The 24,537-nt window shown below is 69.2% G+C and carries 22 protein-coding genes and 1 riboswitch; of the genes, 15 read left to right on the top strand and 7 right to left on the bottom strand.

The window, feature by feature from the left end; translation table 11 throughout:
• Positions 1-153: 153 nt before the first annotated feature.
• The 4 genes from AB0L71_RS05985 to AB0L71_RS05970 all read left to right on the top strand — a co-directional run bounded on the left by AB0L71_RS05985 (position 154) and on the right by AB0L71_RS05970 (position 3,701).
• Positions 154-621: an Rrf2 family transcriptional regulator gene (locus AB0L71_RS05985; RefSeq protein WP_365238442.1), complete on the top strand. Its 468-nt coding sequence runs from the start codon at positions 154-156 to the stop codon at positions 619-621.
• A gap of 98 nt (positions 622-719) precedes the next feature.
• On the top strand, positions 720-1,916 hold the full coding sequence (locus tag AB0L71_RS05980) for a globin domain-containing protein (RefSeq protein ID WP_365238440.1): 1,197 nt from the start codon (positions 720-722) through the stop codon (positions 1,914-1,916).
• A gap of 138 nt (positions 1,917-2,054) precedes the next feature.
• The gene (locus tag AB0L71_RS05975; RefSeq protein ID WP_365238437.1) at positions 2,055-2,645 is read left to right on the top strand and encodes an N-acetylmuramoyl-L-alanine amidase; all 591 of its coding nucleotides are present in this window, start codon (positions 2,055-2,057) and stop codon (positions 2,643-2,645) included.
• Positions 2,646-2,720: 75 nt separating this feature from the next.
• On the top strand, positions 2,721-3,701 hold the full coding sequence (locus AB0L71_RS05970; RefSeq protein ID WP_365238434.1) for a pyridoxal-phosphate dependent enzyme: 981 nt from the start codon (positions 2,721-2,723) through the stop codon (positions 3,699-3,701).
• Here the strand turns inward: AB0L71_RS05970 and AB0L71_RS05965 are convergent.
• Complete coding sequence (locus tag AB0L71_RS05965) at positions 3,674-5,278, bottom strand: Na+/H+ antiporter (protein ID WP_365238431.1); 1,605 nt, start codon at positions 5,276-5,278, stop codon at positions 3,674-3,676. The genes AB0L71_RS05970 and AB0L71_RS05965 overlap by 28 nt on opposite strands.
• 35 nt (positions 5,279-5,313) lie before the next feature.
• Here AB0L71_RS05965 and AB0L71_RS05960 point away from each other — a divergent pair, with 35 nt between their 5' ends.
• From AB0L71_RS05960 to AB0L71_RS05950, 3 genes are all read left to right on the top strand, one after another.
• Positions 5,314-5,574, top strand: coding sequence for a UBP-type zinc finger domain-containing protein (locus AB0L71_RS05960; RefSeq protein WP_365238428.1), 261 nt, complete (start codon positions 5,314-5,316; stop codon positions 5,572-5,574).
• A gap of 230 nt (positions 5,575-5,804) precedes the next feature.
• Positions 5,805-6,218 carry an anti-sigma regulatory factor gene (locus tag AB0L71_RS05955; protein ID WP_073781878.1) on the top strand — a complete coding sequence of 138 codons (414 nt, stop codon included), beginning with the start codon at positions 5,805-5,807 and terminating at the stop codon, positions 6,216-6,218.
• 23 nt (positions 6,219-6,241) lie between these two features.
• Positions 6,242-7,162 (top strand): RNA polymerase sigma factor SigF, encoded by a 921-nt coding sequence (locus AB0L71_RS05950; RefSeq protein WP_365239081.1) that lies wholly within the window; start codon positions 6,242-6,244, stop codon positions 7,160-7,162.
• Positions 7,163-7,300: 138 nt separating this feature from the next.
• Here AB0L71_RS05950 and AB0L71_RS05945 read toward each other — a convergent pair whose 3' ends face one another.
• The gene (locus AB0L71_RS05945; protein ID WP_365239079.1) at positions 7,301-7,678 is read right to left on the bottom strand and encodes a hypothetical protein; all 378 of its coding nucleotides are present in this window, start codon (positions 7,676-7,678) and stop codon (positions 7,301-7,303) included.
• Positions 7,679-7,950: 272 nt separating this feature from the next.
• On the opposite strand from AB0L71_RS05945, the gene AB0L71_RS05940 reads away from it, so the two are divergent.
• Together AB0L71_RS05940 and AB0L71_RS05935 are read left to right on the top strand one after the other, a co-directional pair.
• Positions 7,951-8,919: a diacylglycerol kinase family protein gene (locus AB0L71_RS05940; RefSeq protein WP_365238424.1), complete on the top strand. Its 969-nt coding sequence runs from the start codon at positions 7,951-7,953 to the stop codon at positions 8,917-8,919.
• Between the two features lie 320 nt (positions 8,920-9,239).
• Entirely contained in the window at positions 9,240-9,497 is a 258-nt protein-coding gene (locus AB0L71_RS05935) for a WhiB family transcriptional regulator (RefSeq protein ID WP_003953983.1), read from the top strand.
• Between the two features lie 184 nt (positions 9,498-9,681).
• Here the strand turns inward: AB0L71_RS05935 and AB0L71_RS05930 are convergent, their stop codons facing one another.
• Positions 9,682-11,148, bottom strand: coding sequence for a PAS domain-containing sensor histidine kinase (locus AB0L71_RS05930; protein WP_365239076.1), 1,467 nt, complete (start codon positions 11,146-11,148; stop codon positions 9,682-9,684).
• A gap of 603 nt (positions 11,149-11,751) precedes the next feature.
• Between AB0L71_RS05930 and nagB the strand changes: the two genes are divergently transcribed.
• Positions 11,752-12,537, top strand: coding sequence for a glucosamine-6-phosphate deaminase (gene nagB, locus AB0L71_RS05925; RefSeq protein WP_365238421.1), 786 nt, complete (start codon positions 11,752-11,754; stop codon positions 12,535-12,537).
• A 99-nt stretch (positions 12,538-12,636) separates the two neighbouring features.
• Here nagB and AB0L71_RS05920 read toward each other — a convergent pair whose 3' ends face one another.
• The 4 genes from AB0L71_RS05920 to AB0L71_RS05905 form a co-directional block, all read right to left on the bottom strand.
• Positions 12,637-14,172 carry a glycoside hydrolase family 3 protein gene (locus AB0L71_RS05920; protein WP_365238418.1) on the bottom strand — a complete coding sequence of 512 codons (1,536 nt, stop codon included), beginning with the start codon at positions 14,170-14,172 and terminating at the stop codon, positions 12,637-12,639.
• An 8-nt stretch (positions 14,173-14,180) separates the two neighbouring features.
• Positions 14,181-15,011 carry a carbohydrate ABC transporter permease gene (locus tag AB0L71_RS05915; RefSeq protein WP_365238415.1) on the bottom strand — a complete coding sequence of 277 codons (831 nt, stop codon included), beginning with the start codon at positions 15,009-15,011 and terminating at the stop codon, positions 14,181-14,183.
• A complete protein-coding gene (locus AB0L71_RS05910) occupies positions 15,008-15,994 on the bottom strand; it encodes a sugar ABC transporter permease (RefSeq protein WP_365238412.1) in 987 nt (328 codons plus the stop codon). Before AB0L71_RS05910 ends, AB0L71_RS05915 begins: the two co-directional genes overlap by 4 nt.
• 88 nt (positions 15,995-16,082) lie before the next feature.
• On the bottom strand, positions 16,083-17,345 hold the full coding sequence (locus AB0L71_RS05905; protein ID WP_365238409.1) for an extracellular solute-binding protein: 1,263 nt from the start codon (positions 17,343-17,345) through the stop codon (positions 16,083-16,085).
• A gap of 279 nt (positions 17,346-17,624) precedes the next feature.
• Between AB0L71_RS05905 and AB0L71_RS05900 the strand changes: the two genes are divergently transcribed.
• From AB0L71_RS05900 to AB0L71_RS05880, 5 genes are all read left to right on the top strand, one after another.
• On the top strand, positions 17,625-18,389 hold the full coding sequence (locus AB0L71_RS05900) for a GntR family transcriptional regulator (RefSeq protein WP_365238406.1): 765 nt from the start codon (positions 17,625-17,627) through the stop codon (positions 18,387-18,389).
• A gap of 262 nt (positions 18,390-18,651) precedes the next feature.
• Positions 18,652-18,906, top strand: a complete 255-nt coding sequence (locus AB0L71_RS05895) for a DUF3311 domain-containing protein (protein WP_365238403.1) — start codon at positions 18,652-18,654, stop codon at positions 18,904-18,906.
• Entirely contained in the window at positions 18,903-20,540 is a 1,638-nt protein-coding gene (mctP, locus tag AB0L71_RS05890) for a monocarboxylate uptake permease MctP (RefSeq protein WP_365238400.1), read from the top strand. The genes AB0L71_RS05895 and mctP overlap by 4 nt, the downstream gene beginning before the upstream one ends.
• 141 nt (positions 20,541-20,681) lie before the next feature.
• Positions 20,682-20,822, top strand: a riboswitch (cobalamin riboswitch).
• A gap of 138 nt (positions 20,823-20,960) precedes the next feature.
• Positions 20,961-23,387: a ribonucleoside-diphosphate reductase subunit alpha gene (locus AB0L71_RS05885; RefSeq protein WP_365238397.1), complete on the top strand. Its 2,427-nt coding sequence runs from the start codon at positions 20,961-20,963 to the stop codon at positions 23,385-23,387.
• On the top strand, positions 23,387-24,406 hold the full coding sequence (locus AB0L71_RS05880) for a ribonucleotide-diphosphate reductase subunit beta (RefSeq protein ID WP_365238395.1): 1,020 nt from the start codon (positions 23,387-23,389) through the stop codon (positions 24,404-24,406). Before AB0L71_RS05885 ends, AB0L71_RS05880 begins: the two co-directional genes overlap by 1 nt.
• Positions 24,407-24,537: the final 131 nt, after the last annotated feature.

Genomic DNA, 24,537 nt, shown 5'->3' with positions numbered 1-24,537 from the left:
ACCTGCGAGAAGAAGCCTTTCAGCGAGGGGACGCGGCACGCCATTACACAAAAGAGTGTGACTATTCGGGCTTTGGGCTGGGCACGACGCTCAGCGATACCCCTGCAGCCCTTTAACTTGCATCTTCTATGCAAGTTATCTACCGTGACCGCCATGCGGCTGACGAAATTCACCGACGTGGCGCTGCGCGTACTGATGCGCCTCGCCGTCGTGGAGAACGAGGATCCGCCGACCACCCGGGAGGTGGCGGCAACCATGCAGGTGCCGTACACCCACGCCGCGAAGGTGGTCGCCAAGCTCCAGCACCTCGGCCTCGTCGAGGCACGCCGGGGCCGCGGGGGCGGACTCAGCCTCACCGGAGCAGGCCGGTCCGCCTCGATCGGCGGACTCGTCCGGCAGCTGGAGGGCCCGGGTGACGTCGTCGACTGCGAAGGCTCCACTCCCTGCCCCCTGCGCTCGGCCTGCCGGCTGCGCGGCGCCCTGCGCCAGGCGGAGGAGGCGTTCTACGCCTCGCTCGACCCGCTCACCATCACCGAACTCGTCGCCTCCCCCACCAAGCCCCTGCTGATCGGCATCAGCACCAGCCGACCAGGGACCGGGCCGGGGCCGGACGGCCGCTGAACCACCCCGCACCACCCCGCACCACGGGCACGACCGCCCGGTTCCACCCTGCTCACAAATACGAATCTCAGATACCAATTCACGTAGGAGGAGTACCGATGCTCTCCGAGACGTCGACCGCCACTGTCCGTGCCACCCTCCCCGCCGTGGGAGCGGCCATCGGAGACATCGCCGACCTCTTCTACCGGAAGCTCTTCGACGCCCACCCCGAGTTGCTGCGCGACCTCTTCAACCGCGGCAACCAGGCGTCCGGCACCCAGCGCCAGGCCCTCGCCGGCTCCATCGCCGCCTTCGCGACCCACCTGGTCGAACACCCCGACACCCGCCCCGACGTGATGCTCAGCCGCATCGCACACAAGCACGCCTCGCTGGGTGTCACCGCCGAGCAGTACGACGTCGTCCACACCCACCTGTTCTCCGCCATCGCCGAGGTGCTCGGCGACGCGGTCACCCCGGAGGTCGCCGCCGCCTGGGACGAGGTCTACTGGCTGATGGCGAACGCCCTCATCGCGATCGAGAAGCGGCTGTACGCGCAGCAGGGCGTCGTCGCCGGCGACGTGTGGCGCGAGTGGGAGGTGACCGGCCGGATCGAGGAGACCGCGGACGTCGCCACCTTCCAGCTCCGCCCGGCCGACGGCGCGCCCGCCCCCGCCTTCCGCCCCGGCCAGTACGTCTCCGTACAGGTCGAACTCCCCGACGGGGCCCACCAGATACGCCAGTACAGCCTCACCAGCGCCCCCGACTCGCCGCTGCGCTCGATCACCGTCAAGCGGGTGCACGGCGGGGACTCCCCGGACGGTGAGGTCTCCCGTCACCTGCACGCCCACGTCGGCGTCGGCGACCGGCTGAGGGTCTCCGCCCCGTACGGCGACCTCGTGCTCGACGCCGTCGACGCCCCGCTGCTGCTCGCCTCCGCGGGAATCGGCTGCACCCCGATGCTCTCGATGCTGGAACACCTCGCGTCGACCGGACACCGCGCCCCGGTCACCGTCGTGCACGGCGACCGCTCCCCCGCCGACCACGCACTGCGCACCGACCACACCCGGCTCGCCGGCGTACTCCCCGACGCCACCGCCCACTTCTGGTACGAGAACCCGGAGCCCGGCCACCCGGCCGATCGCACCGGCCTGGTCGACCTGAGCGGCTTCACCACCGCCCCCGGCACGCACGCCTACCTCTGCGGACCGCTGCCCTTCATGCGCGCCGTCCGCACCCAGTTGCTGGCCAAGGGTGTCCGGGCAGCCGACATCCACTACGAGGTGTTCGGCCCCGACATGTGGCTCGCCCAGGGCTGAACCCGCCCCGGCGCTCGCGGACTTGACCGAATCGGCTCGCACACGGTCCGAACAACCGCTCCCGAGGTGGCCCGGAGACCGACATTCCGGTAAAAGCGCAACAAGGCCCGGTCCGCCCACGCGCAAAAGGAGTCGGCCATGTCACCGCCCATGTCCGCGAGCGCCTTCCTGAAAGCCCTGACGCACGAGGGTCTCACCGTCGTCCAGGTCGGCGACTGGCGTACCCACAACCGCAACCACAAGGGCCCCTGGGGCCCGGTCAACGGCGTGATGATCCATCACTCCGTCACCAGGGGCACCGCCTCCACCGTCCGCGTCTGCCGCGACGGCTATCCGGAGCTTCCCGGCCCGCTGTGCCACGGCGTGATCGCCAAGGACGGCCGGGTCCACCTGGTCGGCTACGGCCGGGCCAACCACGCCGGGCTCGGCGACGACGACGTCCTGCGCGCCGTCATCGCCGAGCGGCGCCTCCCGCCCGACCACGAGGCCAACACCGACGGGAACCGGCACTTCTACGGCTTCGAGTGCGAGAACCTGGGTGACGGCGAGGACCCCTGGCCCGCCGTCCAGCTCGAAGCCGTCGAGAAGGCCGCCGCCGCGGTCTGCCGTCACCACGGCTGGACCTCCCGTTCGGTGATCGGCCACAAGGAGTGGCAGCCGGGCAAGGTCGACCCCCGCGGCTTCACGATGGACTCCCTGCGGAGCCGGATCCACGGCCGCCTGAAGTGACCCGCACCCGCCCGGTCCGGGGCGCGTCTCGGGGGCCGTGCCGGCTCGACCGCAGGTCGTGGCCACAATGACAGGATGAGCCAGCCCGTGGACCCCGCCCTCGTACTCCGGCCCCGACCGCCGTCGCCGCTGCAGGAAGTCCACGACGACCGCTTCACCCGCCGGGGCATCCGGCTGCTGCTCAAGCGGGACGACCTGATCCACACCACCGTTCCCTGGGACACCGACGTACTCGGACCGGTGGAGCTGTACCCCTCCGGCAACAAGTGGCGCAAGCTCTCGCCCAACCTGGAGGCCGCCGCCGGACGCACCGTGCTGACCTTCGGCGGCGCGTACTCCAACCATCTGCGGGCCACCGCCGCCGCCGGGCGACTGCTCGGCCTGAGCACCGTCGGCATCGTCCGCGGTGACGAACTGGCCGACCGCCCTCTGAACCCCTCGCTGGCCCGGTGCGCCGCCGACGGGATGACCCTGCGTTTCGTGGACCGTGCGACCTACCGCGCGAAGGCCGATCCAGCGGTCCTCGCGGGGCTGCTGAGCGGCTTCGGGGACTGCTTCGTCGTCCCGGAGGGCGGCAGCAACGCCCGGGCCGTACGGGGCTGTGTGGAGCTGGGGCGCGAGCTGCGCGGCCGGACCGATGTGGCCGCGGTCGCCTGCGGCACCGGCGGCACCCTCGCCGGACTGGCCGCCGGCCTCGCCCCGGGGCAGCGCGCCCTCGGCGTCCCGGTGCTGCGCGGGGGTTTCCTGGGCGACGCGGTACGGGATCTGCAACGGGAGGCGTTCGGCGGGCCGGCCGGGTCATGGGCCCTGGACGAGCGTTTCCACTTCGGCGGCTACGCCCGGACCACCCCGCAGTTGCACGCCTTCGCGGACGACTTCGAGCAGCGGCACGGGCTGCCCGTCGAACGGCTCTACGTGGCCAAGCTGCTGTACGCGCTCACCGAGCTCGCCGAAGAGGGCGCTTTCCCGGCCGGAACCGCTGTCGCGGCCGTCGTCACGGGCCGGCCCGAGAGCCTGCCGACCGCCGCTCACGACGTGTCCGACTCCTCGCGGTAGGCCGCCGCCTCCTCCAGGTCCAGGCGCCTGAGCAGCGTCCTGAGCATCTCGTCGTCGATCCGTCGCTCGTCACGCAGCCGCACGAAGACCTCGCGCTCGGCTCCGATCATCTCCCTGGCCAGGCGACGGTACGTGTCGTCCGCCGATTCCCCGGTCACGGGGTCGGGCGTCCCCAGCCGCTCCCACACGGAGTTGCGGCGGCGCTCCAGGACCCCGCGCAGCCGGTCGGTGAGCGGTTCGGGCAGGGCGTTGCGGGGGTCGGCGAGCAACTCCCGCAGGCGCGCCTCGGCAGCCGCGGACGCCTCGCTCTGCGCCTGCGCCTCGACCAGTGTCTGCCCCGTGACGTCGCGCCCCGAGAGCTTCAGGAAACGGACCAGCGGCGGCAGGCTGAGCCCTTGGACGACGAGGGTGCCGATGACCGTGGTGAAGGTCAGGAACAGCACCAGGTTGCGGGCCGGGAACGCCGTCCCGTCGGTCATGACCATCGGGACGGAGAAGGCGATGGCGAGCGAGACGACCCCGCGCATCCCCGCCCAGGAGACGATCAGCAGCCCTCGCCAGTTGGTCCCGGGCTCGCGTTCCCTGATCCGTCTGGACAGCCATCGGGGCACGTACGCCGCCGGGTAGACCCAGAGGAAGCGGACCACGACGACGGCGAGGAACACGGCCACCGCGTACCACAGGGCGTCCGCCACGGCGTAGGTGCCGAGCCCCTTCAGCACGAAGGGAAGTTGCAGGCCGATCAGTGCGAAGACCGCGGACTCCAGGATGAACGCGACCATCTTCCAGACGGCCGCCTCCTGGAGGCGGGTCGCGAAGTCGACCTGCCAGGAGCGGTGACCGAGGTAGAGCGCGACGACGACCACGGCGATCACTCCGGAGGCGTGCACGCGTTCGGCCGCCGCGTACGCCACGAACGGGATCAGCAGCGACAGGGTGTTCTGCAGCAGGGCTTCCTTCAGGTGCGTGCGGAGCCAGTGCAACGGCACCATCAGGGCCAGACCGACCGCGACACCGCCGACCGAGGCGAGAAGGAAGTCGGCGATCCCGGCGCCCCAGCTGATGCCCTCGCCGAGGGCCGCGGCGAGGGCCACCTTGTACGCGGTGATCGCGGTGGCGTCGTTCACCAGGGACTCGCCCTGGAGGATCGTGGTGACCCGGCCGGGCAGCCCGACCCGGCGGGCGATCGCCGCCGCCGTGACGGCGTCCGGCGGGGCCACGACCGCGCCCAGCACCAGCGCCGTGGTGAGCGGCAGGTCGGGCACGAGGCGGTACGCGAGCCAGCCGACCGCCACGGTCGCGAACAGCACGTACCCCACGGAGAGCAGCGCGACCGGCCGGAGATTGGCCCGCAGGTCCAGGTACGAGCTGTCGACGGCCGCGGTGTGGAGCAACGGCGGCAGCACCAGCGGCAGCACGATGTGCGCGTCCAGGGTGTACGTCGGCACCCCGGGCAGATACGAGGCGACCAGCCCCGCCGCGACCAGCAGCAGGGGCGCCGGCACCGGGGTGCGGCGGGCGGCCCCCGCCACCGCGGCACTGGCCGCCACCAGGGCCACCAGCTGCAATGCGTCCATCTCACGGTCCTCGCATCCGTCGTAGCCTGACCATCATGAGTGCATGCCCGCACGTGTCCGAACTGCCGCGCCCCGAACCGGCCCCGCTCAGCGACACCTGTCTCGGGTGCCTGGAGGCGGGCACCCACCCGGTGCATCTGCGGCTCTGTCTGTTCTGCGGCCATGTCGGCTGCTGCGATTCGTCACCGCTGAAACACGCCACCGCGCACTTCGCGGAGACCGGTCATCCGGTGATGCGGAGCTTCGAACCGGGCGAGGACTGGCGCTGGTGCTACGAGGACGGTTCGCTCGTCTGACATGGGGTACGTCAAACCGGCGCCGGTTGTTCGCAATTGATCGCCGCACACCCCTACCCACGGTGTGTACCCATGGGCTTACCATGAGTGACAGCCATGAGCTTGGGATTCGGCGACACGGCATCATGGATCGCGATAGCGTCGCCGGACCAGAACCGAAGACGTACCGCATGGCTCCGGGGCACCCTTCCCGGAACCTCGGAAGAATTTGTGCCACCTTGGAGGTGAGGGTGTCCCAGATCGCAGGCGAGCCCGGGAATCAGGACTTCGTAGAGGTCCGGCTGCCCGCAGCGGGTGCCTACCTGTCGGTGCTGCGCACGGCCACGGCCGGTCTCGCAGCACGCTTGGACTTCACCCTCGACGAGATCGAGGACCTTCGCATCGCGGTCGACGAGGCCTGCGCGATCCTGCTTCAGCAGGCCGTGCCGGGCTCCGTCCTCAGCTGCGTGTTCCGGCTCATCGAGGACTCCCTCGAGGTGACGGTGTCGGCCCCGACGACGGACGGCCGGGCACCGGAACGCGACACCTTCGCCTGGACGGTGCTCTCCGCACTCGCCGGAAAGGTCGACTCCTCGGTCGCCGACGACCGTACGGTCAGCATCAGCCTCTACAAACAGCGCGGCGCGGGACCCGGGCCGGCGTGAGCAACGGGAACGGGGACGGTCCTGTGCGGGACGAGACGATCCGACCAGGGGTGGTGCGCGCAGCAGGCATCCCGGAACAGCAGGCCCTGCCCCATCCGGAGGACGGGGCGGACGGGCCTGCGGGCCGCACGGCCTCGGTGGAGCAGGCGGAGCAGGCAGGCCAGATGAGCGAGCACAGGCACCACGATCCACAGGACCGCAGCGGGGCGCGGGCGCTGTTCATCGAGCTGCGCGGGCTTCCCGACGGGTCGCCCGAGAAGGCGGAGCTGCGCAATCAGCTGGTGCGGATGCATCTGCCTCTCGTGGAGCATCTGGCGCGCCGGTTCCGCAATCGCGGCGAGCCGCTGGACGATCTCACCCAGGTCGCCACGATCGGCCTGATCAAGTCGGTGGACCGGTTCGACCCGGACCGCGGCGTCGAGTTCTCCACCTATGCGACCCCCACGGTCGTCGGCGAGATCAAGCGCCACTTCCGGGACAAGGGGTGGGCGGTCCGGGTTCCGCGCCGGCTCCAGGAGCTGCGGCTCTCGCTCACCACGGCCACCGCCGAGCTCTCCCAGCTGCACGGCCGCTCGCCGACGGTGCACGAGCTGGCGGAGCGGTTGGGCATCTCCGAGGAAGAGGTCCTGGAGGGGCTGGAATCGGCCAATGCGTACAGCACGCTCTCGCTGGACGTACCGGACACGGACGACGAGTCCCCGGCGGTTGCGGACACGCTGGGTTCCGAGGACGAGGCGCTGGAGGGCGTCGAGTACCGGGAGTCGCTCAAGCCACTGCTGGAGGACCTGCCGCCCCGCGAGAAGCGGATCCTGCTGCTGCGCTTCTTCGGCAACATGACCCAGTCGCAGATCGCACAGGAGGTCGGCATCTCGCAGATGCACGTCTCGCGCCTGCTGGCCCGCACCCTGGCGCAGCTGCGCGAGCGGCTGCTCGTCGAGGAGTAGCGCGAAGGGCCGGCGCCGGTCACCTGTGCAGCACGACAAGGCCGCGCGCCCCTGACACGGGGCGACCGGCGGCGCCACGCCCCGTCAGTCGTTCGGCATTGCCGCAGGACCGTCCCGTCCGGGCTTCCGGTCCGGGGCTCAGGCGTCCGGTGTGCTGCCCGGCCGACGGATTCCGAGCGCCTCGATCGTGGCCGGCCTGACCAGCTGGTAGAGGGCCGTGAGGACGACCGCGGCGAGGACGATCCCGGTAGGGATCAGTACGCCGTGGGACCTCAGCAGGGTCCAGACCACCGGGAGCGCGATGATCTGCGTGATGAGCGCGGGGCCGCGGCTCCAGCTGCGACGCTTCAACAGCCCGCGGGCGGCGAACAGCGGGATCAGGGCGAGCGCGATCAGCGTGAGGCCCCCCGTCTCCGCCTGCTGCGGGCTCTCGGGGCGCCCGAGCAGTCCCATCACCAGCATGTAGATCCCGCCCGCGGCGAGCGCCGCCCCTTCGAGAGCGGTGAGTCCGGCCACGAGCGTGATCCTGCTCGGCTTCGCCGGTTCGAGCACGGGCGAGGGCGACGAGGAGGGCGTGTTCTGCTGAGTACTCACCCTTGCAGGTTGACATCCCGACGCCGCGAAAGCGAAGCCGGGGTCGGGACGGCGGGAAAACTGCGGGGAGACCGCGTGGAACGGCTGGGAAACCCACGACACCGACAACGCTGCCGCACCCACACCGTCACCGAACGTGAAGGTGAGGGGGCAGGACTTCAGAGGGATACCAATCGGTAGGTACTCTGGCCGTCATGCGCGCACTCCTCGTGGTCAATCCTGCTGCTACCACCACCAGTGCGCGGACGCGTGACGTGCTCATCCACGCGCTGGCCAGCGAGATGAAGATAGAGGCCGTGACCACCGAGTACCGGGGCCACGCCCGGGACCTGGGGCGGCGGGCCGCGGAGTCCTCGGAATTCGACCTGGTGGTCGCGCTGGGCGGGGACGGCACGGTCAACGAAGTCGTCAACGGACTGCTCCACCACGGCCCCGACCCGGACAGCCTGCCGAGCCTCGCGGTGGTCCCCGGCGGTTCCACCAATGTCTTCGCCCGCGCCCTGGGTCTGCCCAACGATGCCGTGGAGGCCACCGGCGCGATCCTGGACGCCCTCGCCAACCGCACCGAACGCACGGTCGGCCTCGGGCTGGCGGCCGGCACCCCGGGCACCGAGGACGAGTCGGTCCCGAAGCGCTGGTTCACTTTCTGCGCCGGGCTCGGATTCGACGCGGGCGTGGTCGGCCGAGTCGAACAGAAGCGCGAACTCGGTAAACGTTCGACGCATGCGTTGTACGTGCGTCAGGTGGTCCGGCAGTTCCTGGAGGAACCGCACCGACGGCACGGGATGATCACCCTGGAGACCCCTGGACAGGAACCGGTCACCGATCTCGCACTGACCATAATCTCCAACACGGCCCCCTGGACCTACCTGGGGAATCGCCCCATGTACGCATCCCCGAAGGCATCGTTCGACACCGGCCTGGACGTGCTCGGACTGAAACGGCTCTCCACCCCGGCGGTCGCCCGCTACGGCACTCAGCTGCTCACTTCGAGCCCGGAAAAAGGCCCCTCCGGCAAGCACGCCGTTTCACTGCATGACCTCACGGACTTCACCTTGCATTCAAAGGTGCCACTGCCCTTCCAGATGGACGGCGACCACCTGGGAGTGCGTACAAGTGTGACGTTCACAGGCGTACGCCGTGCACTGCGTGTGATTGTGTGAGTGGAAGAACCGAAACTCCTTCAACTCGAACGTTTGGGCTGGGCTCCACCCCATAGAAGTACGGCTGTGACCTAGCCGACACCGAGGAATCAAAAAAAAGTTTCCAGAAGGGGTTGTATCCGCCGCTGAGGTTTGCGAGTCTCTACATGGCGATCGGGACGGCCCGCAACAACAGCCTCCACTGAGAGCCTGAACCCCTCCTCACACCACAGGACCACAACCAGTTCATCTGGGAGTCGGGCCTTCACCTGCGGGGGGATTCGTGAAAGCGTTCACATTCACAAGCAACAGTTATGTAATACCAAGGAGAGGTAGCAGCCATGGACTGGCGTCACAACGCCGTTTGTCGTGAGGAAGACCCCGAGCTGTTCTTCCCCATCGGCAACACCGGTCCTGCGCTGCTGCAGATCGAGGAAGCCAAGGCCGTCTGCCGTCGCTGCCCCGTCATGGAGCAGTGCCTGCAGTGGGCGCTCGAGTCCGGCCAGGACTCCGGCGTCTGGGGTGGCCTCAGCGAGGACGAGCGCCGCGCCATGAAGCGCCGCGCCGCCCGTAACCGGGCGCGTAACGCCAGCGCCTGACCGACGCCACTGCTAGAGCCTCAGCCCGGCGGCGCGTACAGAGCGTACGCACGAACCCGCCCCACGAGTCGCAGCGCGCAGTACCCCCCGAAGCGCATTGCATGAACAGTGGGCCCGGACCGTGATCAACGGTCCGGGCCCACTGCTTTTTGTCCGGACCGCCTGCCCCGGCCGGCCGCCGATGCTACTTCTCGGAACGCACCGGAATGTCGAGGATGACCTGGGTGCCGCGGCCGGCAGCCGGGACCATGCCGAAGGTTCCGTTCAACTCGCCTTCCACCAGCGTCCGCACGATCTGCAGGCCCAGGTTGCCGGCGCTCTGCGGGTCGAAACCCTCGGGCAGTCCGCAGCCGTCGTCCTGAACCGTGATCAGCAGGCGCCTCTCGGCGGACGAACCGCCGCACACGGCCGAGACCTCCACCGTGCCGGACTCCGCGAGACCGAAGGCGTGTTCCAGGGCGTTCTGCAGGACCTCGGTGAGCACCATCGCCAACGGCGTGGCCACTTCGGCCTCGAGGATGCCGAAGCGCCCGGTCCGGCGGCAGGTGACCCTGCCCGTCGAGATCTCGGCGACCATCGCGATGACCCGGTCGGCGATCTCGTCGAAGTCCACCCGCTCGTCCAGGTTCTGGGACAGCGTCTCATGGACGATGGCGATCGAACCGACGCGCCGTACCGCCTCGTTGAGCGCCTCGCGCCCCTGCGGGGAGTCCATCCTGCGGGCCTGGAGCCGCAACAGGGCAGCAACGGTCTGGAGGTTGTTCTTCACCCGGTGGTGGATCTCCCGGATGGTGGCGTCCTTGGTTATCAATTCCCGCTCGCGGCGCCGCAGTTCGGTGACGTCCCGGAGAAGGACCAGGGAGCCGATCCGAACTCCCTTGGGTTTGAGCGGGATCGCCCTGAGCTGGATCACTCCGCCCGCGCCCTCGACCTCGAACTCACGGGGCGCGTACCCGCTGGCCAGTTTGACCAGGGCCTCGTCGACCGGGCCGCGGGAGGGCGCGAGTTCGGCGGTGATCCCGCCGAGGTGCTGACCGACCAGGTCGGAGGCGAGGCCGAGACGGTGGTACGCGGAGAGTCCGTTGGGGCTGGCGTACTGGACGACTCCGTCGGCGTCGAGCCTGACCAGTCCGTCGCCGACGCGCGGCGACGCGTCCATGTCGACCTGCTGGTCGGGGAACGGGAAGGCTCCGGCGGCGATCATCTGGGCCAGGTCGGAGGCCGACTGGAGATAGGTGAGTTCCAGCCGGGACGGGGTGCGCACGGTCAGGAGGTTGGTGTTCCTGGCGATGACGCCGAGGACCCGGCCCTCGCGACGCACCGGGATCGACTCCACCCGTACCGGCACCTCCTCGCGCCACTCCGGGTCGCCCTCGCGCACGATCCGGCCCTCGTCCAGCGCCGCGTCCAGCAGCGGACGTCGGCCGCGCGGGACCATGTGGCCGACCATGTCGTCCTGGTAGGAGGTGGGACCGGTGTTGGGCCGCATCTGGGCCACGGACACGTAGCGGGTGCCGTCACGGGTGGGCACCCAGAGCACGAGGTCGGCGAAGGACAGGTCGGAGAGCAGCTGCCACTCCGAGACCAGCAGATGCAGCCATTCCAGATCGGTTTCACCGAGGTCTGTGTGCTGGCGGACGAGGTCGTTCATGGAGGGCACGTCTGCGAGGGTACCCGCGGATGGAGCATGGATCCGAACCGAACGGGGCGGTCGTACGTGCTGGAGGAGGGGGCCCGAGAATTGCGGTGCTCCAACGGATGGACACGGACGAATGGTCTAGTCCACAATGCTCACGAAAAGAGCTTCCACTCTCCCCGCACAGGAGAGTGGATCGAGGTGGCCGCGCTCTCTGCCCTGACCGCGCAGGCAACCTCTCCCGGCCGGGGGCACCGCACACCGTCGGCCGACAACTCCGGGCTGCGGTGCCCGGGCGGGCTGAGGGTCCCGCCCCGGCGCCGCGGCCCGCGGGTGTTCTAGGGGGCCTCCTCGTTACCCGTACCCCGCCCCGCAGCCCGGCGACCGAGCCGACTTCCCCCGCATGAACACATACTGGACATGTCAGGCGCCTCCCGGAGGCGCCCGACGCAGCCGGAGCCCCGTCCGGCCGACCCACCGCAGGACGCCGTACATCCGCCACCGGATGGCATCCGGAGCAGGTACGGCCACCGGTGTCCCCGTTGCCGGATTCTGCTAAATTTGGAACCCGAGTGGTCTATACCACGTGATTCGACTCTTCAGATCGGCAGGCCCCGCGTGGAAGTTGTCATCGTCCCGGACGCCAAGGCAGGCGGCGAACTCATCGCGGACGCCATCAGCGCCCTGCTGAGCCGCAAGCCCGACGCCCTTCTCGGCGTTGCGACCGGCTCTACCCCGCTGCCCATCTACCAGGCGCTGGCGGCCAAGGTCCGCTCCGGCGCCGTGGACGCCTCGCGCGCCCGCATCTGCCAGCTCGACGAGTACGTCGGGCTGCCGGCGGGCCACCCCGAGTCCTACCGCTCCGTGGTGCTGCGCGAGGTCGTCGAACCGCTCGGCCTGTCCGAGGCGTCCTTCATGGGCCCCGACGGCTCCGCCGAGGACATCCCGGCCGCCTGCCGGGCGTACGACCAGGCGCTCGCCGAGGCCGGCGGGGTGGATCTGCAGCTCCTCGGTATCGGCACCGACGGGCACATAGGCTTCAACGAGCCGTGCTCCTCGCTCGCGTCCCGCACCCGGATCAAGACACTCACCGAACAGACCCGGATCGACAACGCGCGCTTCTTCGACAACGACATCACGCAGGTGCCCCACCACGTCATCACCCAGGGCATCGGCACCATCCTGGAGGCCCGCCACCCGATCCTGCTCGCCACCGGCGAGGGCAAGGCGGACGCCGTGGCGCAGACGGTGGAGGGGCCGGTCGCCTCGGTCGTACCGGCCTCGGCTCTGCAGTTGCACCCGCACGCGACCGTGGTGGTGGACGAGGCCGCGGCGTCGAAGCTGAAGCTGGCCGACTACTTCCGGGCCACCTTCGCGGCGAAGCCGAGCTGGCAGGGGCTGTAGTCGTCCCGGACACGGAGAGAGGGCCAGGAACATCCGCGGTGGGTGTTCCTGGCCCTCTCGTATGCCGTGGACGCGGCCGGGTGCGGACCGCGCCCGTCCTCAGAGCCCCGGGCCGTCCGTGCCCCTGGCGATGATCTCCGCGGCCGCCAGACCGCAGACGCGGGCCGCTCCGTGAGTGGCGATGTGCAGACCTCCTGAGGGAGCCGCCTGCGGGACGCCCATCTCGACCACGACCGTGTCCGGGCGCTGTGCCACCAGGCCGTCGATGGCCTCGGCCATCCAGGCGTGCCGGTGCACATCGCGGACGACCACGATGATCCGCCGCTCCCCCGCAGCCCTCAGCACCGCGTCCACGGGTGCCTCGGTCTCGCCGCTGTACGTACCGGTCCCGGTGCCCGGTACCAGCCGGCCCAGCTCGGCCGCGACACCCCACGGGGTCTCGTCGCCGACCGCGATGTTCGACTGGGACGTGAACGCGGCGACGTAGCCGGCCTCGGTCAGCGGCCCGGCGGAGCCGGTCACCTTCACCGCACGGCGGGCGGCGACCAGACCGATGTCGGCCCGGGTGCCGGGTGCGGTCCCCTCCTGCACTGCCGCACCCGGGTCCGAACCGGCCCCCGTGGTCCCTCGCGTCCAGGACGCGAGGGCACGTACCCGGGCGGCCGCGTCCGCGAGCCGCTCCTCGGCGAGTTCACCGCTGCGTACCGCCGAGACCAGGGCGTCGCGCAGCCGCTGCACGGTGCCGTCGTCCTGCAGTCCGCCACCGACGCAGAGGGCGTCGGCCCCCGCGGCGATCGCGAGTACGGAGCCCCGCTCGATGCCGTACGTCGCGGCGATGGCCTGCATCTCCACGGCGTCCGTGACGATCAGCCCGTCGTACCCCAGCTCCTCGCGCAGCAGACCGGTGAGGATCTGCGGGCTCACCGTCGCGGGGCGGTCGGGGTCGAGCGCGGGCAGCAGGATGTGCGCGCTCATCACGCACCGGGAACCCGCGGCGACGGCGGCCCTGAAGGGCACCAGTTCACGGGCGTGCAGCGTCTCCAGGTCCACGTCGATGCGCGGCATCGCGAGGTGCGAGTCGACTGCCGTGTCGCCGTGACCGGGGAAGTGCTTGGTGCAGGCGGCGACTCCGGCGGCCTGGAGGCCCTCGACGTACGCGGCGGTGTGCCGGGCCACGAGCTGGGGGTCGGCGCCGAAGGACCGCACCCCGATGACCGGGTTGCCCGGGTTGGAGTTGACGTCGGCGGACGGCGCCCAGTTGAGGTTGACGCCGCACGCGGCGAGCCGGCGGCCCAGTTCCCGGGCGACCGCACGGGTCAGCGCCACGTCGTCGACGTGGCCGAGGGCGAGGTTGCCGGGGAAGGAGGAGCCGGTGCGCACCTCCAGGCGGGTGACGTCGCCCCCCTCCTCGTCGATCGCGACGAGGAGGTCGTCGCGCCCGGCCCTGAGCTGGGCGGTGAGCGCGGCGACCTGCTCCGGCGACTGGATGTTGCGGCCGAACAGGGCGACGGAGGTGAGGCCTTCGTCGATCCGGCGCAGCACCCAGTCCGGCGCGGTGGTGCCGGTGAACCCGGGCTGCAGGACGGCGAGGGCGTCGCGGGTGACGGTGTCCGTGGTGGATATCAGCGTGGACATGGACGGTGTTATCCCTTCACGGCGCCGTCGGTGAGGCCGCTGACGGCCTTGCGCTGGAGGTAGATGAAGAGGACCAGGATCGGGATGGCGAAGAGGGAGGAGGCGGCCATGGTCGCGCCCCAGTCGTCGCCGAAGGCGGTCTGGAACTGGGAGAGCCACAGCGGAAGGGTCTGCGACTCGATGTCCTTGTTGAGGATGAGGACCAGCGGGAATTCGTTCCAGGCGGTGATGAATCCGAAGAGCGAAGTCGCCATCAGGCCGGGGCCGAGCAGCGGCAGGATCACCTTCATGAAGGCCTGCGGCCGGGTGCAGCCGTCGACCATGGCCGACTCCTCCAGTTCCTTGGGCACCGCGGCGACGTAACCGCGCAGCGTCAGGATGGTGAAGGGCAGGACCATCATCATGTAGAAGGCGGTCAGCGGGACCAGGCTGTTCAGCATGTCCGTGTCGCGGACCAGCATGTAGACCGCGATGACCATGACCTCCCAGGGCGCCATCTGCGCGACCATGAAGGTCACCAGGATGCCCCGCCGGCCCTTGAAGCGCATGCGGGCCATCGCGAAGGACGCCAGCAGGGCGATCACCAGCGAGGCGAGCACGGAGATCAGGGTCACGGTGAAGGAGTTGGCGACCAGGGTCCAGAAGTGGTCGGCCCCGACGGCCTTCTTGAAGTGCTCGAAGGTGATGTCGGTGGGGAACCACACCGGGGTGTCGGTGATGATGTCGCCGGTCGGCTTGAAGGCCGTGCTGAACATCCAGTAGACGGGGAAGGCGAAGGCCACGAAGAGGACGACAGCCGTCGCGTTGGGCCAGAACCGGCCGAACAGTGAGCGCTTCACAGCTCCTCCTCCTCTTGCTTCAGAACCATGCGCAGGTAGTAGCCGGTCAGGACCAGCAGGACGATGATCGTCAGGAACGAGATGGCGGCACCCATGCCGAAGTGCTGGTTGCCGACGCCTTCGACGAAGGCGTAGACGGGCAGGGTCTCGGTGAGCCGGTCCGGGCCGCCGCCGTTGATCGCGAAGAGCTGGGCGAAGGACTTGAAGACCCAGATGACTTCGAGGAACGTCGTGGCCAGCAGGAACGGCTTGAGGAACGGGAACGTCACCGAGGTGAAGCTCTTCCAGGTTCCGGCGCCGTCGAGCGAGGCGGCCTCGTACAGCTCCTTGGGGATCGTCGTGGAGGCCGCGTACAGGTTGATCGCCACGAACGGGATGGACTGCCAGACGATCAGCAGGGTGACCAGGGAGAAGGTGGAGAACTGGCTGCTCGTCCAGTTGTAGTCGGCCATCGAGTGCCAGCCGAGGCTGTCGAGCACGTAGTTGACGACCCCGAAGCGCTGGGCGAACAGCCACTGGTACACCGTGGTCGCGGCGATGACCGGCATGGCCCAGGCGAGGACGAGGCCCAGCATGAGCAGCAGGCGCATCTTCTTGCCGAGACGGGCGAGCAGCAGGCCGACCAGGGTCCCGAGCAACATGATCAGGACGACGTTGGCGGCGGTGAAGAAGACCGACCGTTCGACGACCTTCCAGAAGTCCGAACTGCCGAGGACGTCCTTGTAGTTGTCGACACCGTTCCACTCGGTCAGGTGCTGGATCAGCTGGCGCGGGTTGAGGTTCTGGAACGACAGCATGCCGTTCTTGACCAGCGGGTAGCCCAGCAGCAGCGCCGTGGCGAGCAGTGCGGGCAGGAGGAGCAGGTACGGGGCCGATCCTCCGCCCTGCTTCTTGCGCGACGCGGCCGGTCCGCCCGGAGGCGCTTCGTCCTTGCGGACACCGGCTGCCGGGACCGAGTCCACTTGTTCGGTCTGCACTGACATGCTCGCCATCTCTTCTTGGGTCCTACCTTCAGGACACGCGGGCGCGCCGGGGGACGGGTGGTCGGTACCCCTCCCCCGGCGCGTGCGATCAGCTCTTCTGCGAGAGACGCTTGTTGATCTCGGCCTCGACCGCCTTGGCGGCTTCCTCGGGGCTCTTGCCGTTCAGAACCGCGGTCATGTAGCTCTTGATCGGGTTCGGGTTGTTCTCGACAGCGGCCCACTCGGGGATGAGCGGGGTGGTGCCACCGACGGCGGCGGCCGGGGCCGCGGCCTCGGCTGCGCCGTTGCCGGCCAGGTTGGAGTTGAGCGACTCCTTGTTCGGGATGACGCCGTTCTCCTTGGCCAGCTGGCCCTCGAACTGGTCGGACAGGGCGAGCTTCAGGAACTCCTTGGCGAGCTCCTGCTTCTTGCTGCCCGCGGCGACCGCGAAGTTCGAGCCACCGAGGAAGACACCCTCGGGCTTCTCGGCGGTCTCACCCGGGATGGTGAAGTAGCCGATGTCGCTCTCGATGTCCTTGTTGGCGGCGATGGCCGTGCCGGCCTCCCAGCCCATGCCGATGAAGGCACCGACGTTGCCCTTGGCGAAGACCTCGGCCTGCTGCGGGGTGGCCTCGTCCTTGTCCTTGGGGGCCTTGGAGTAGGACTGGTACTTCTTGTAGAGGTTCATCGCCTCGGCGACCTTGGGGTCGGAGAGGTTGGAGACGTACGTGTCGCCTTCCTTCTTCACCAGGTCGGCACCCTGGCCGATGGTCAGGCCGTCGAAGAAGTACCAGTTCTGGCCGGGCAGGTAGATCGGCTCGGCCTTGCCCTTCTTCTTGATCGCGTCGAGGTCCTTGAAGAACTCGTCACGGGTCTTCGGGGTGTCCGTGATGCCGGCGTCGGCCCAGACCTTCTTGTTGTAGATGACGACACGGTTGGCGAAGTACCACGGGGCCGCGTACTGCTTGCCGTCGAAGACCGAGGACTGGTTGAGGGACTCGACCCAGTCGCCGCCGATCTCCGTCTTGAGGTCGCTGAGGTCCGCGAGGCCACCGGTGGCCGCGTACGCGGGGGTCTGGGTGTTGCCGACCTCGATGACGTCCGGCGGGGTCGACTCGGAGAGAGCGGTGGTGATCTTCTGCTGGATGCCGTCCCACTTCTGGGTCTCGAACTTCAGCTTGGCGCCGGTCTTCTTCTCGAAGGCCGCGGTGAGGTCCTTGGTCCAGCCGGGAGGCGTGGAGCCGTCCATCGCCCAGACCGTGAGGGTCTCGCCCTTGCCACTGTCGCTGCTGTTGTCGTCGTCGGACCCGCATGCCGCGAGGCCGAACATCATGCCCGCGACGCCGATCGCCGCGATGAGCTTGCGCTTCACGCCAAACCCTCCTCAGGGATACTGCAACCCCGCCCACCGCGAAGACATTCGACGAGTACTGCTGGGGCTGGACCTGATCTTTAATGGTGTAGACCAGTACCGGGAGCTTGGCCTAGACCTTTAGGGGTGTCAAGGGTGTATAAGAAGTGCTCTCGCGTCCGTTATAGGACCGACACCTAAGGGCGGGCGACGAGCCGTGTCCCGACCGTGCCACCATGTGAGCCGCGACAGACGGAGGAGCCGGTGACGGCAGCAACGCAGCAGTCGGGAAGGCGGGCCATGAGCTCCGACGGGGGCAGTACGGAGAACGAGACGGGCGCGGCCACGAGGACGGCGCGCGTCCCGAAGTACTACCGGCTGAAGCGCCATCTGCTCGACATGACGGACACGCTGCCGCCGGGCACCCCGGTGCCTCCTGAGCGGACCCTGGCGGCCGAGTTCGACACCTCGCGCACGACCGTGCGCCAGGCGCTCCAGGAACTGGTCGTCGAGGGCCGGCTGGAGCGCATCCAGGGCAAGGGCACCTTCGTCGCCAAGCCGAAGGTCTCGCAGGCCCTGCAACTCACCTCGTACACCGAGGACATGCGCGCCCAGGGACTGGAACCGACATCCCAGCTGCTGGACATCGGTTACGTCACCGCGGACGACAGCCTGGCCGGCCTGCTCGACATCACCGCCGGCGGGCGAGTGCTCCGGATCGAGCGGCTGCGACTCGCCAGCGGAGAACCGATGGCCATCGAGACCACGCACCTTTCGGCCAAACGCTTTCCCGCGCTGCGCCGGTCGCTGGTGAAGTACACCTCGCTGTACACGGCCCTGGCCGAGGTGTACGACGTCCGGCTGGCCGAGGCCGAGGAGACCATCGAGACCTCGCTCGCCACCCCGCGGGAGGCCGCCCTGCTCGGCACCGACGTGGGTCTGCCGATGCTGATGCTGTCCCGGCACTCGCTCGACGGGCGGGGCGAGCCGGTGGAGTGGGTGCGGTCGGTCTACCGGGGCGACCGGTACAAGTTCGTGGCACGGCTGAAGCGGCCGATGGACTGAGCCGCGGCGCGGCGGCCGTTCGGTTCCGCCGCCGCACCACCGTCACGGCCCTCGCGGGATGCGTCGCCCCGCGGGGGCCGCTCGCATGTCCCGCCCCCGCGCGGACCTGTGTGCGGAGAGCCCGCGTTGTTCCGAACATCCGGCCCCGGTCCGGGTGACTGTTGCCGGACCGCAATGCACACGGGGGTGACGGTGACCGGAAACCTCCCCTAGATTTCCTGCGCACCACACCAGGTGATCAACGAGGGGACGGAGTCGCCGCATGCCCGCAGACCCAGAAGGAAAACCACCCGTCGTCACACCCGTACGGGTCGTCATCGCCCTCTGTCTCATCGCGCCGTTCGTGGCGATGCTCTGGGTGAGTTCGTACGCGAAGGTGGACCCCACCTTCATCGGCATCCCGTTCTTCTACTGGTACCAGATGCTCTGGGTACTGATCTCCACCGCGCTCACGATGATCGCGTACATGCTGTGGCAGCGTGACCAGCGCGCCCGCAAGGGGGGTGCGTCGGCATGAAGGACGGTGTGAACGGCGTCGCGCTCGGCGTCTTCATCTTCTTCTTCCTGGCCGTCACGGTCATGGGCTTCCTGGCGGCGCGCTGGCGCAAGGCCGACAACGAACACAGCCTCGACGAATGGGGCCTGGGCGGAAGGTCGTTCGGAACCTGGGTCACCTGGTTCCTGCTCGGCGGCGACCTGTACACCGCGTACACCTTCGTCGCCGTTCCGGCAGCGATCTACGCGGCGGGCGCGGCCGGCTTCTTCGCGGTGCCCTACACGATCCTCGTGTACCCGCTGATCTTCACCTTCCTGCCGCGCCTGTGGTCGGTCTCGCACAAGCACGGGTACGTGACCACCTCGGACTTCGTCCGCGGGCGCTTCGGCTCGAAGGGCCTCTCCCTGGCGGTCGCCCTCACCGGCATCCTCGCCACGATGCCGTACATCGCCCTCCAACTCGTCGGCATCCAGGCAGTGCTGGACGTGATGGGTGTCGGCGGCGGCGACAACACCCACTGGTTCGTCAAGGACCTGCCGCTGCTGATCGCGTTCGCGGTGCTCGCCGCGTACACCTACTCGTCCGGTCTGCGGGCGCCCGCGCTGATCGCGTTCGTCAAGGACGGGCTGATCTACCTGGTCATCGCGGTGGCGATCATCTACATCCCGATCAAGCTCGGCGGCTTCGACGACATCTTCGCCAAGGCGGGCGACGCGTTCTCCCAGACCAACCCCGCGACCGGCAAACCGCGCGGCGCGCTCGCACCGGGCGAGGCCGGCCAATGGGGTTATGCCACCCTGGCGTTGGGCTCGGCCCTGGCGCTGTTCATGTATCCGCACTCGATCACGGCGACGCTCTCCAGCCGCAGTCGCGACGTGATCCGGCGCAACACCACGATCCTGCCTCTGTATTCGCTGATGCTGGGACTGCTGGCTCTGCTCGGCTTCATGGCGATCGCCGCCGGAATCAAGGTGGACAACGGGCAGCTGGCGATCCCTCAGCTGTTCGAGAACATGTTCCCTGACTGGTTCGCGGGCGTCGCGTTCGCCGCGATCGGCATCGGGGCGCTGGTGCCCGCCGCGATCATGTCGATCGCCGCGGCGAACCTCTTCACCCGCAACATCTACAAGGACTTCCTGAAGCCGGACGCGACGCCGGAGCAGGAGACCAAGGTCTCCAAGCTGGTGTCGCTGCTGGTGAAGGTCGGCGCGCTCGCCTTCGTCCTCACCATGGACAAGACGGTCGCGATCAACTTCCAGCTGCTCGGCGGGATCTGGATCCTCCAGACGATGCCGGCCCTGGTCGGCGGCCTGTTCACCCGCTGGTTCCACCGCTGGGCGCTGCTCGCCGGCTGGGCGGTCGGCATGGTGTACGGGACGGTGGCCGCGTACGGGGTCGCCAGCCCGACCCAGGCGCACTTCGGCGGGTCGTCCAAGGAGATCCCGGGCATCGGTGAGATCGGTTACATCGGCCTGACGGCGTTCGTGCTGAACGTGCTGGTGACGGTGGTGCTCACCTTCGTCCTGAACGCCGTGAAGGCCCCCGCCGGGACCGACGAGACCTCCCCGTCCGACTACACGGCCGACGCGGGCGACCCGGGCGTCCAGGTGGAGCTCCCGCCGGCCACGGCAGGGGCGCCGGGCGGCGGCCACTGACCGACGTTCGGACGGCCCGCCGCACCCGCCCCACCGGGGGCGCGGCGGGCCGTCCATCGTGCCGGGAGGAGCCGCACGGCCCGCTCGGCCGTCACTCTTACGACACACGCGACACAACATCTGGGGGTTACTCCATCCAGCGGACCCCACATGTATGCTCGTGCTCGCTGTCGCCGCAGGGAAATCCGGTGTGAATCCGGAACTGTCCCGCAACGGTATACCTGGTGCGCTTCTGCGTACCCTCAGGGAGTCCGAGGACCTGCCGACGGCGCATCCGGCTCGACCGAACCGGATGCCAGACGTCCGGGCCTCGCGGATGGGCCGGTGGACGCCGTGACGGAGTGCTGCCCCGACCCGGGCCGCCGCCCGCGCGGCCCTCCGTTCCCCGCCGGTCCCGAGCCGAGCGAGGGAGAGCACCACGTGACCATCGCGCCAGCCGACCCGGCTTCAGCCGCCGTGTCCGCAGTGCACGGGTCGGAAGCGGCCGAGTCCGAGGGGACCGCACACGACGGACCGGGGGCCGCGCTGCTCCGGGCCCTTTCGGACCTCACCGCCGATCTGCCCGACACCGACCCCGGTCGGGTCGCCGCCGCCGCGCTGCGCGGCCGCAACGCCCGGTCGGACGAGGCCGAGCTGCGCTCGCTGGCCACGGAGGCCGCCGCGGGGCTGATCTCCGAGGACCCCGCCTACTCCCGGCTCGCCGCCCGGCTGCTGACCCTCACCATCGCGGACGAGGCGGCCGGCCAGGGCGCGGTCTCCTTCTCCGCCTCCGTGGCCGTCGGGCACCGTGAGGGCCTGATCGCGGACCGTACCGCCGAGTTCGTCGCCCGGCACGCCGCCGCGCTGGACGCGCTGGTGGAGGGTGCGCTCGCCGACGGTGCCGACGACCGGTTCGGCTACTTCGGGCTGCGGACCCTGCACAGCCGCTATCTGCTGCGTCACCCGCACACCCGCCAGGTCATCGAGACGCCGCAGCACTTCATGCTGCGGGTCGCCTCCGGGCTCGCCGAGGACGACTCGGAGCGCGCCCTGGACGAGGTCGCGGCGCTGTACGGGCTGATGAGCCGGCTCGACTACCTGCCGTCCTCGCCGACCCTGTTCAACTCCGGTACCCGGCACCCGCAGATGTCCTCCTGCTATCTGCTGGACTCCCCGCTCGACGAGCTCGACTCGATCTACGACCGATACCACCAGGTGGCGCGGCTCTCCAAGCACGCGGGCGGCATCGGCCTCTCGTACTCCCGCATCCGGGCCCGTGGTTCGCTGATCCGCGGTACCAACGGTCATTCCAACGGCATCGTGCCGTTCCTGAAGACGCTCGACGCCTCCGTCGCCGCCGTCAACCAGGGCGGCCGCCGCAAGGGAGCCGCGGCCGTCTACCTGGAGACCTGGCACGCCGACATCGAGGAGTTCCTCGAACTGCGCGACAACACCGGTGAGGACCAGCGGCGTACGCACAACCTCAACCTGGCGCACTGGATCCCGGACGAGTTCATGCGCCGGGTCGCCGCGGACGGCGACTGGTCGCTGTTCTCCCCCGTCGACGTACCCGAGCTGACCGACCTGTGGGGCGAGGAGTTCGACGCCGCGTACCGGGCCGCCGAGGCCAAGGGGCTGGCCCGCAAGTCGCTGCCGGCCCGGGAGTTGTACGGCCGGATGATGCGTACCCTCGCGCAGACCGGTCAGGGCTGGATGACGTTCAAGGACGCCTCCAACCGGACCGCGAACCAGACGGCCGAGCCGGGCCGGGTCGTCCACTCGTCGAACCTGTGCACCGAGATCCTCGAAGTCACCGACGACGGTGAGACGGCCGTCTGCAACCTGGGTTCGGTCAACCTCGGCGCGTTCGTCGCCGACGGCGGCATCGACTGGGAACGGCTGGACGCCACCGTCCACACCGCCGTGACCTTCCTCGACCGGGTGGTCGACATCAACTTCTACCCGACCGAGCAGGCCGGCCGCTCCAACGCCACCTGGCGCCCCGTCGGCCTGGGCCTGATGGGCCTGCAGGACGTCTTCTTCCGGCTGCGGCTGCCGTTCGACTCCCCCGAGGCCCGCGCCCTCTCCACCAGGATCTCCGAGCGCATCATGCTCGCCGCCTACGAGGCGTCCTGTGAACTCGCCGAGCGGTCCGGTCCGTTGCCCGCCTGGTCGCGCACGCGTGCCGCCCGCGGTGTGCTGCACCCCGACCACTACGACACCGAGCTGAACTGGCCGGAGCGCTGGGACGCGCTGCGCGCCCGGATCGCGAAGTCCGGGATGCGCAACTCGCTGCTGCTCGCCATCGCGCCGACGGCGACGATCGCCTCGATCGCGGGTGTGTACGAGTGCATCGAGCCGCAGGTCTCCAACCTCTTCAAGCGCGAGACGCTCAGCGGTGAGTTCCTCCAGGTCAACGCATATCTGGTGGAGGAGCTCAAGCAGCTCGGCGTGTGGGACGCCCGGACCCGTGAGGCGCTGCGCGAGGCGAGCGGTTCCGTGCAGGGCTTCGCCTGGATCCCTCAGGAGGTGCGGACGCTGTACCGCACGGCCTGGGAGATCCCGCAGCGCGGCCTGATCGACATGGCGGCGGCCCGCACGCCGTTCCTCGACCAGAGCCAGTCGCTGAACCTGTTCATGGAGACACCGACGATCGGCAAGCTCTCCTCCATGTACGCGTACGCCTGGAAGCAGGGCCTGAAGACGACGTACTACCTGCGTTCGCGCCCGGCGACGCGGATCGCCCGCGCGGCATCCGGCCGGACCGCGGCCGCAGCCCCCGTTCCCGCACAGCAGGCCCAGTCCCCCGACGCGGACGCGATCGCCTGCTCCCTCGAAAACCCCGAATCCTGCGAGGCCTGCCAGTAATGAGCTCGACCCACTCCGAGAAGAACCTGCTCGACCCGGGTTTCGCGCTGACCCTGCGGCCCATGCGCTACCCGGACTTCTACGAGCGCTACCGGGACGCGATCAAGAACACCTGGACGGTGGAGGAGGTCGACCTCCACTCGGACGTCGCCGACCTCGCCAAACTCTCCCCCGGCGAGCAGCACTTGATCGGCCGACTCGTCGCCTTCTTCGCGACGGGCGACTCGATCGTCTCCAACAACCTCGTGCTGACGCTGTACAAGCACATCAACTCCCCCGAGGCGCGGCTGTATCTGTCGCGGCAGCTCTTCGAGGAGGCCGTGCACGTCCAGTTCTATCTGACGCTGCTCGACACCTATCTGCCCGATCCGGACGACCGTGCGGCCGCGTTCGACGCGGTGGAGGAGATCCCGTCCATCCGCGAGAAGGCACAGTTCTGCTTCAAGTGGATGGACTCGGTCGAGAAGATCGAGCGTCTGGAGACGAAGGCCGACCGGCGTCGCTTCCTGCTGAACCTGATCTGTTTCGCGGCGTGCATCGAGGGGCTGTTCTTCTACGGCGCGTTCGCGTACGTCTACTGGTTCCGCTCGCGGGGTCTGCTGCACGGTCTCGCCACGGGCACCAACTGGGTGTTCCGTGACGAGACGATGCACATGAACTTCGCCTTCGAGGTCGTGGACACCGTCCGCAAGGAGGAGCCGGACCTCTTCGACGACGAGCTGCAGCAGCAGGTCACCAACATGCTGAAGGAGGCCGTCGAGGCGGAGCTGCAGTTCGGCCGCGATCTGTGCGGCGACGGGTTGCCGGGCATGAACACCGAGTCCATGCGCCAGTACCTGGAGTGCGTGGCCGACCAGCGGCTCACCCGGCTGGGCTTCCCGGCGGTCTACGGTTCCGAGAACCCGTTCTCGTTCATGGAGTTGCAGGGCGTGCAGGAGTTGACGAACTTCTTCGAGCGCCGCCCGTCCGCCTACCAGGTGGCGGTGGAGGGCTCGGTCGCCTTCGACGACGACTTCTGATCCGGTCCGATCTCCGTGCAGGGGCGCCGCACAGCCCTCACCGCCTTCGCCGCCTGGCAGGTACTGACCCCACTGATTCTCGGCATCATCATGCTGCTGGGCTACGGCGTCCACGCGCTGCGGAAGCGTCC

Source organism: Streptomyces sp. NPDC052052, from assembly GCF_040680455.1.
Taxonomy (GTDB): domain Bacteria; phylum Actinomycetota; class Actinomycetes; order Streptomycetales; family Streptomycetaceae; genus Streptomyces.
This window is presented reverse-complemented; position numbering and strand designations above follow the sequence as displayed.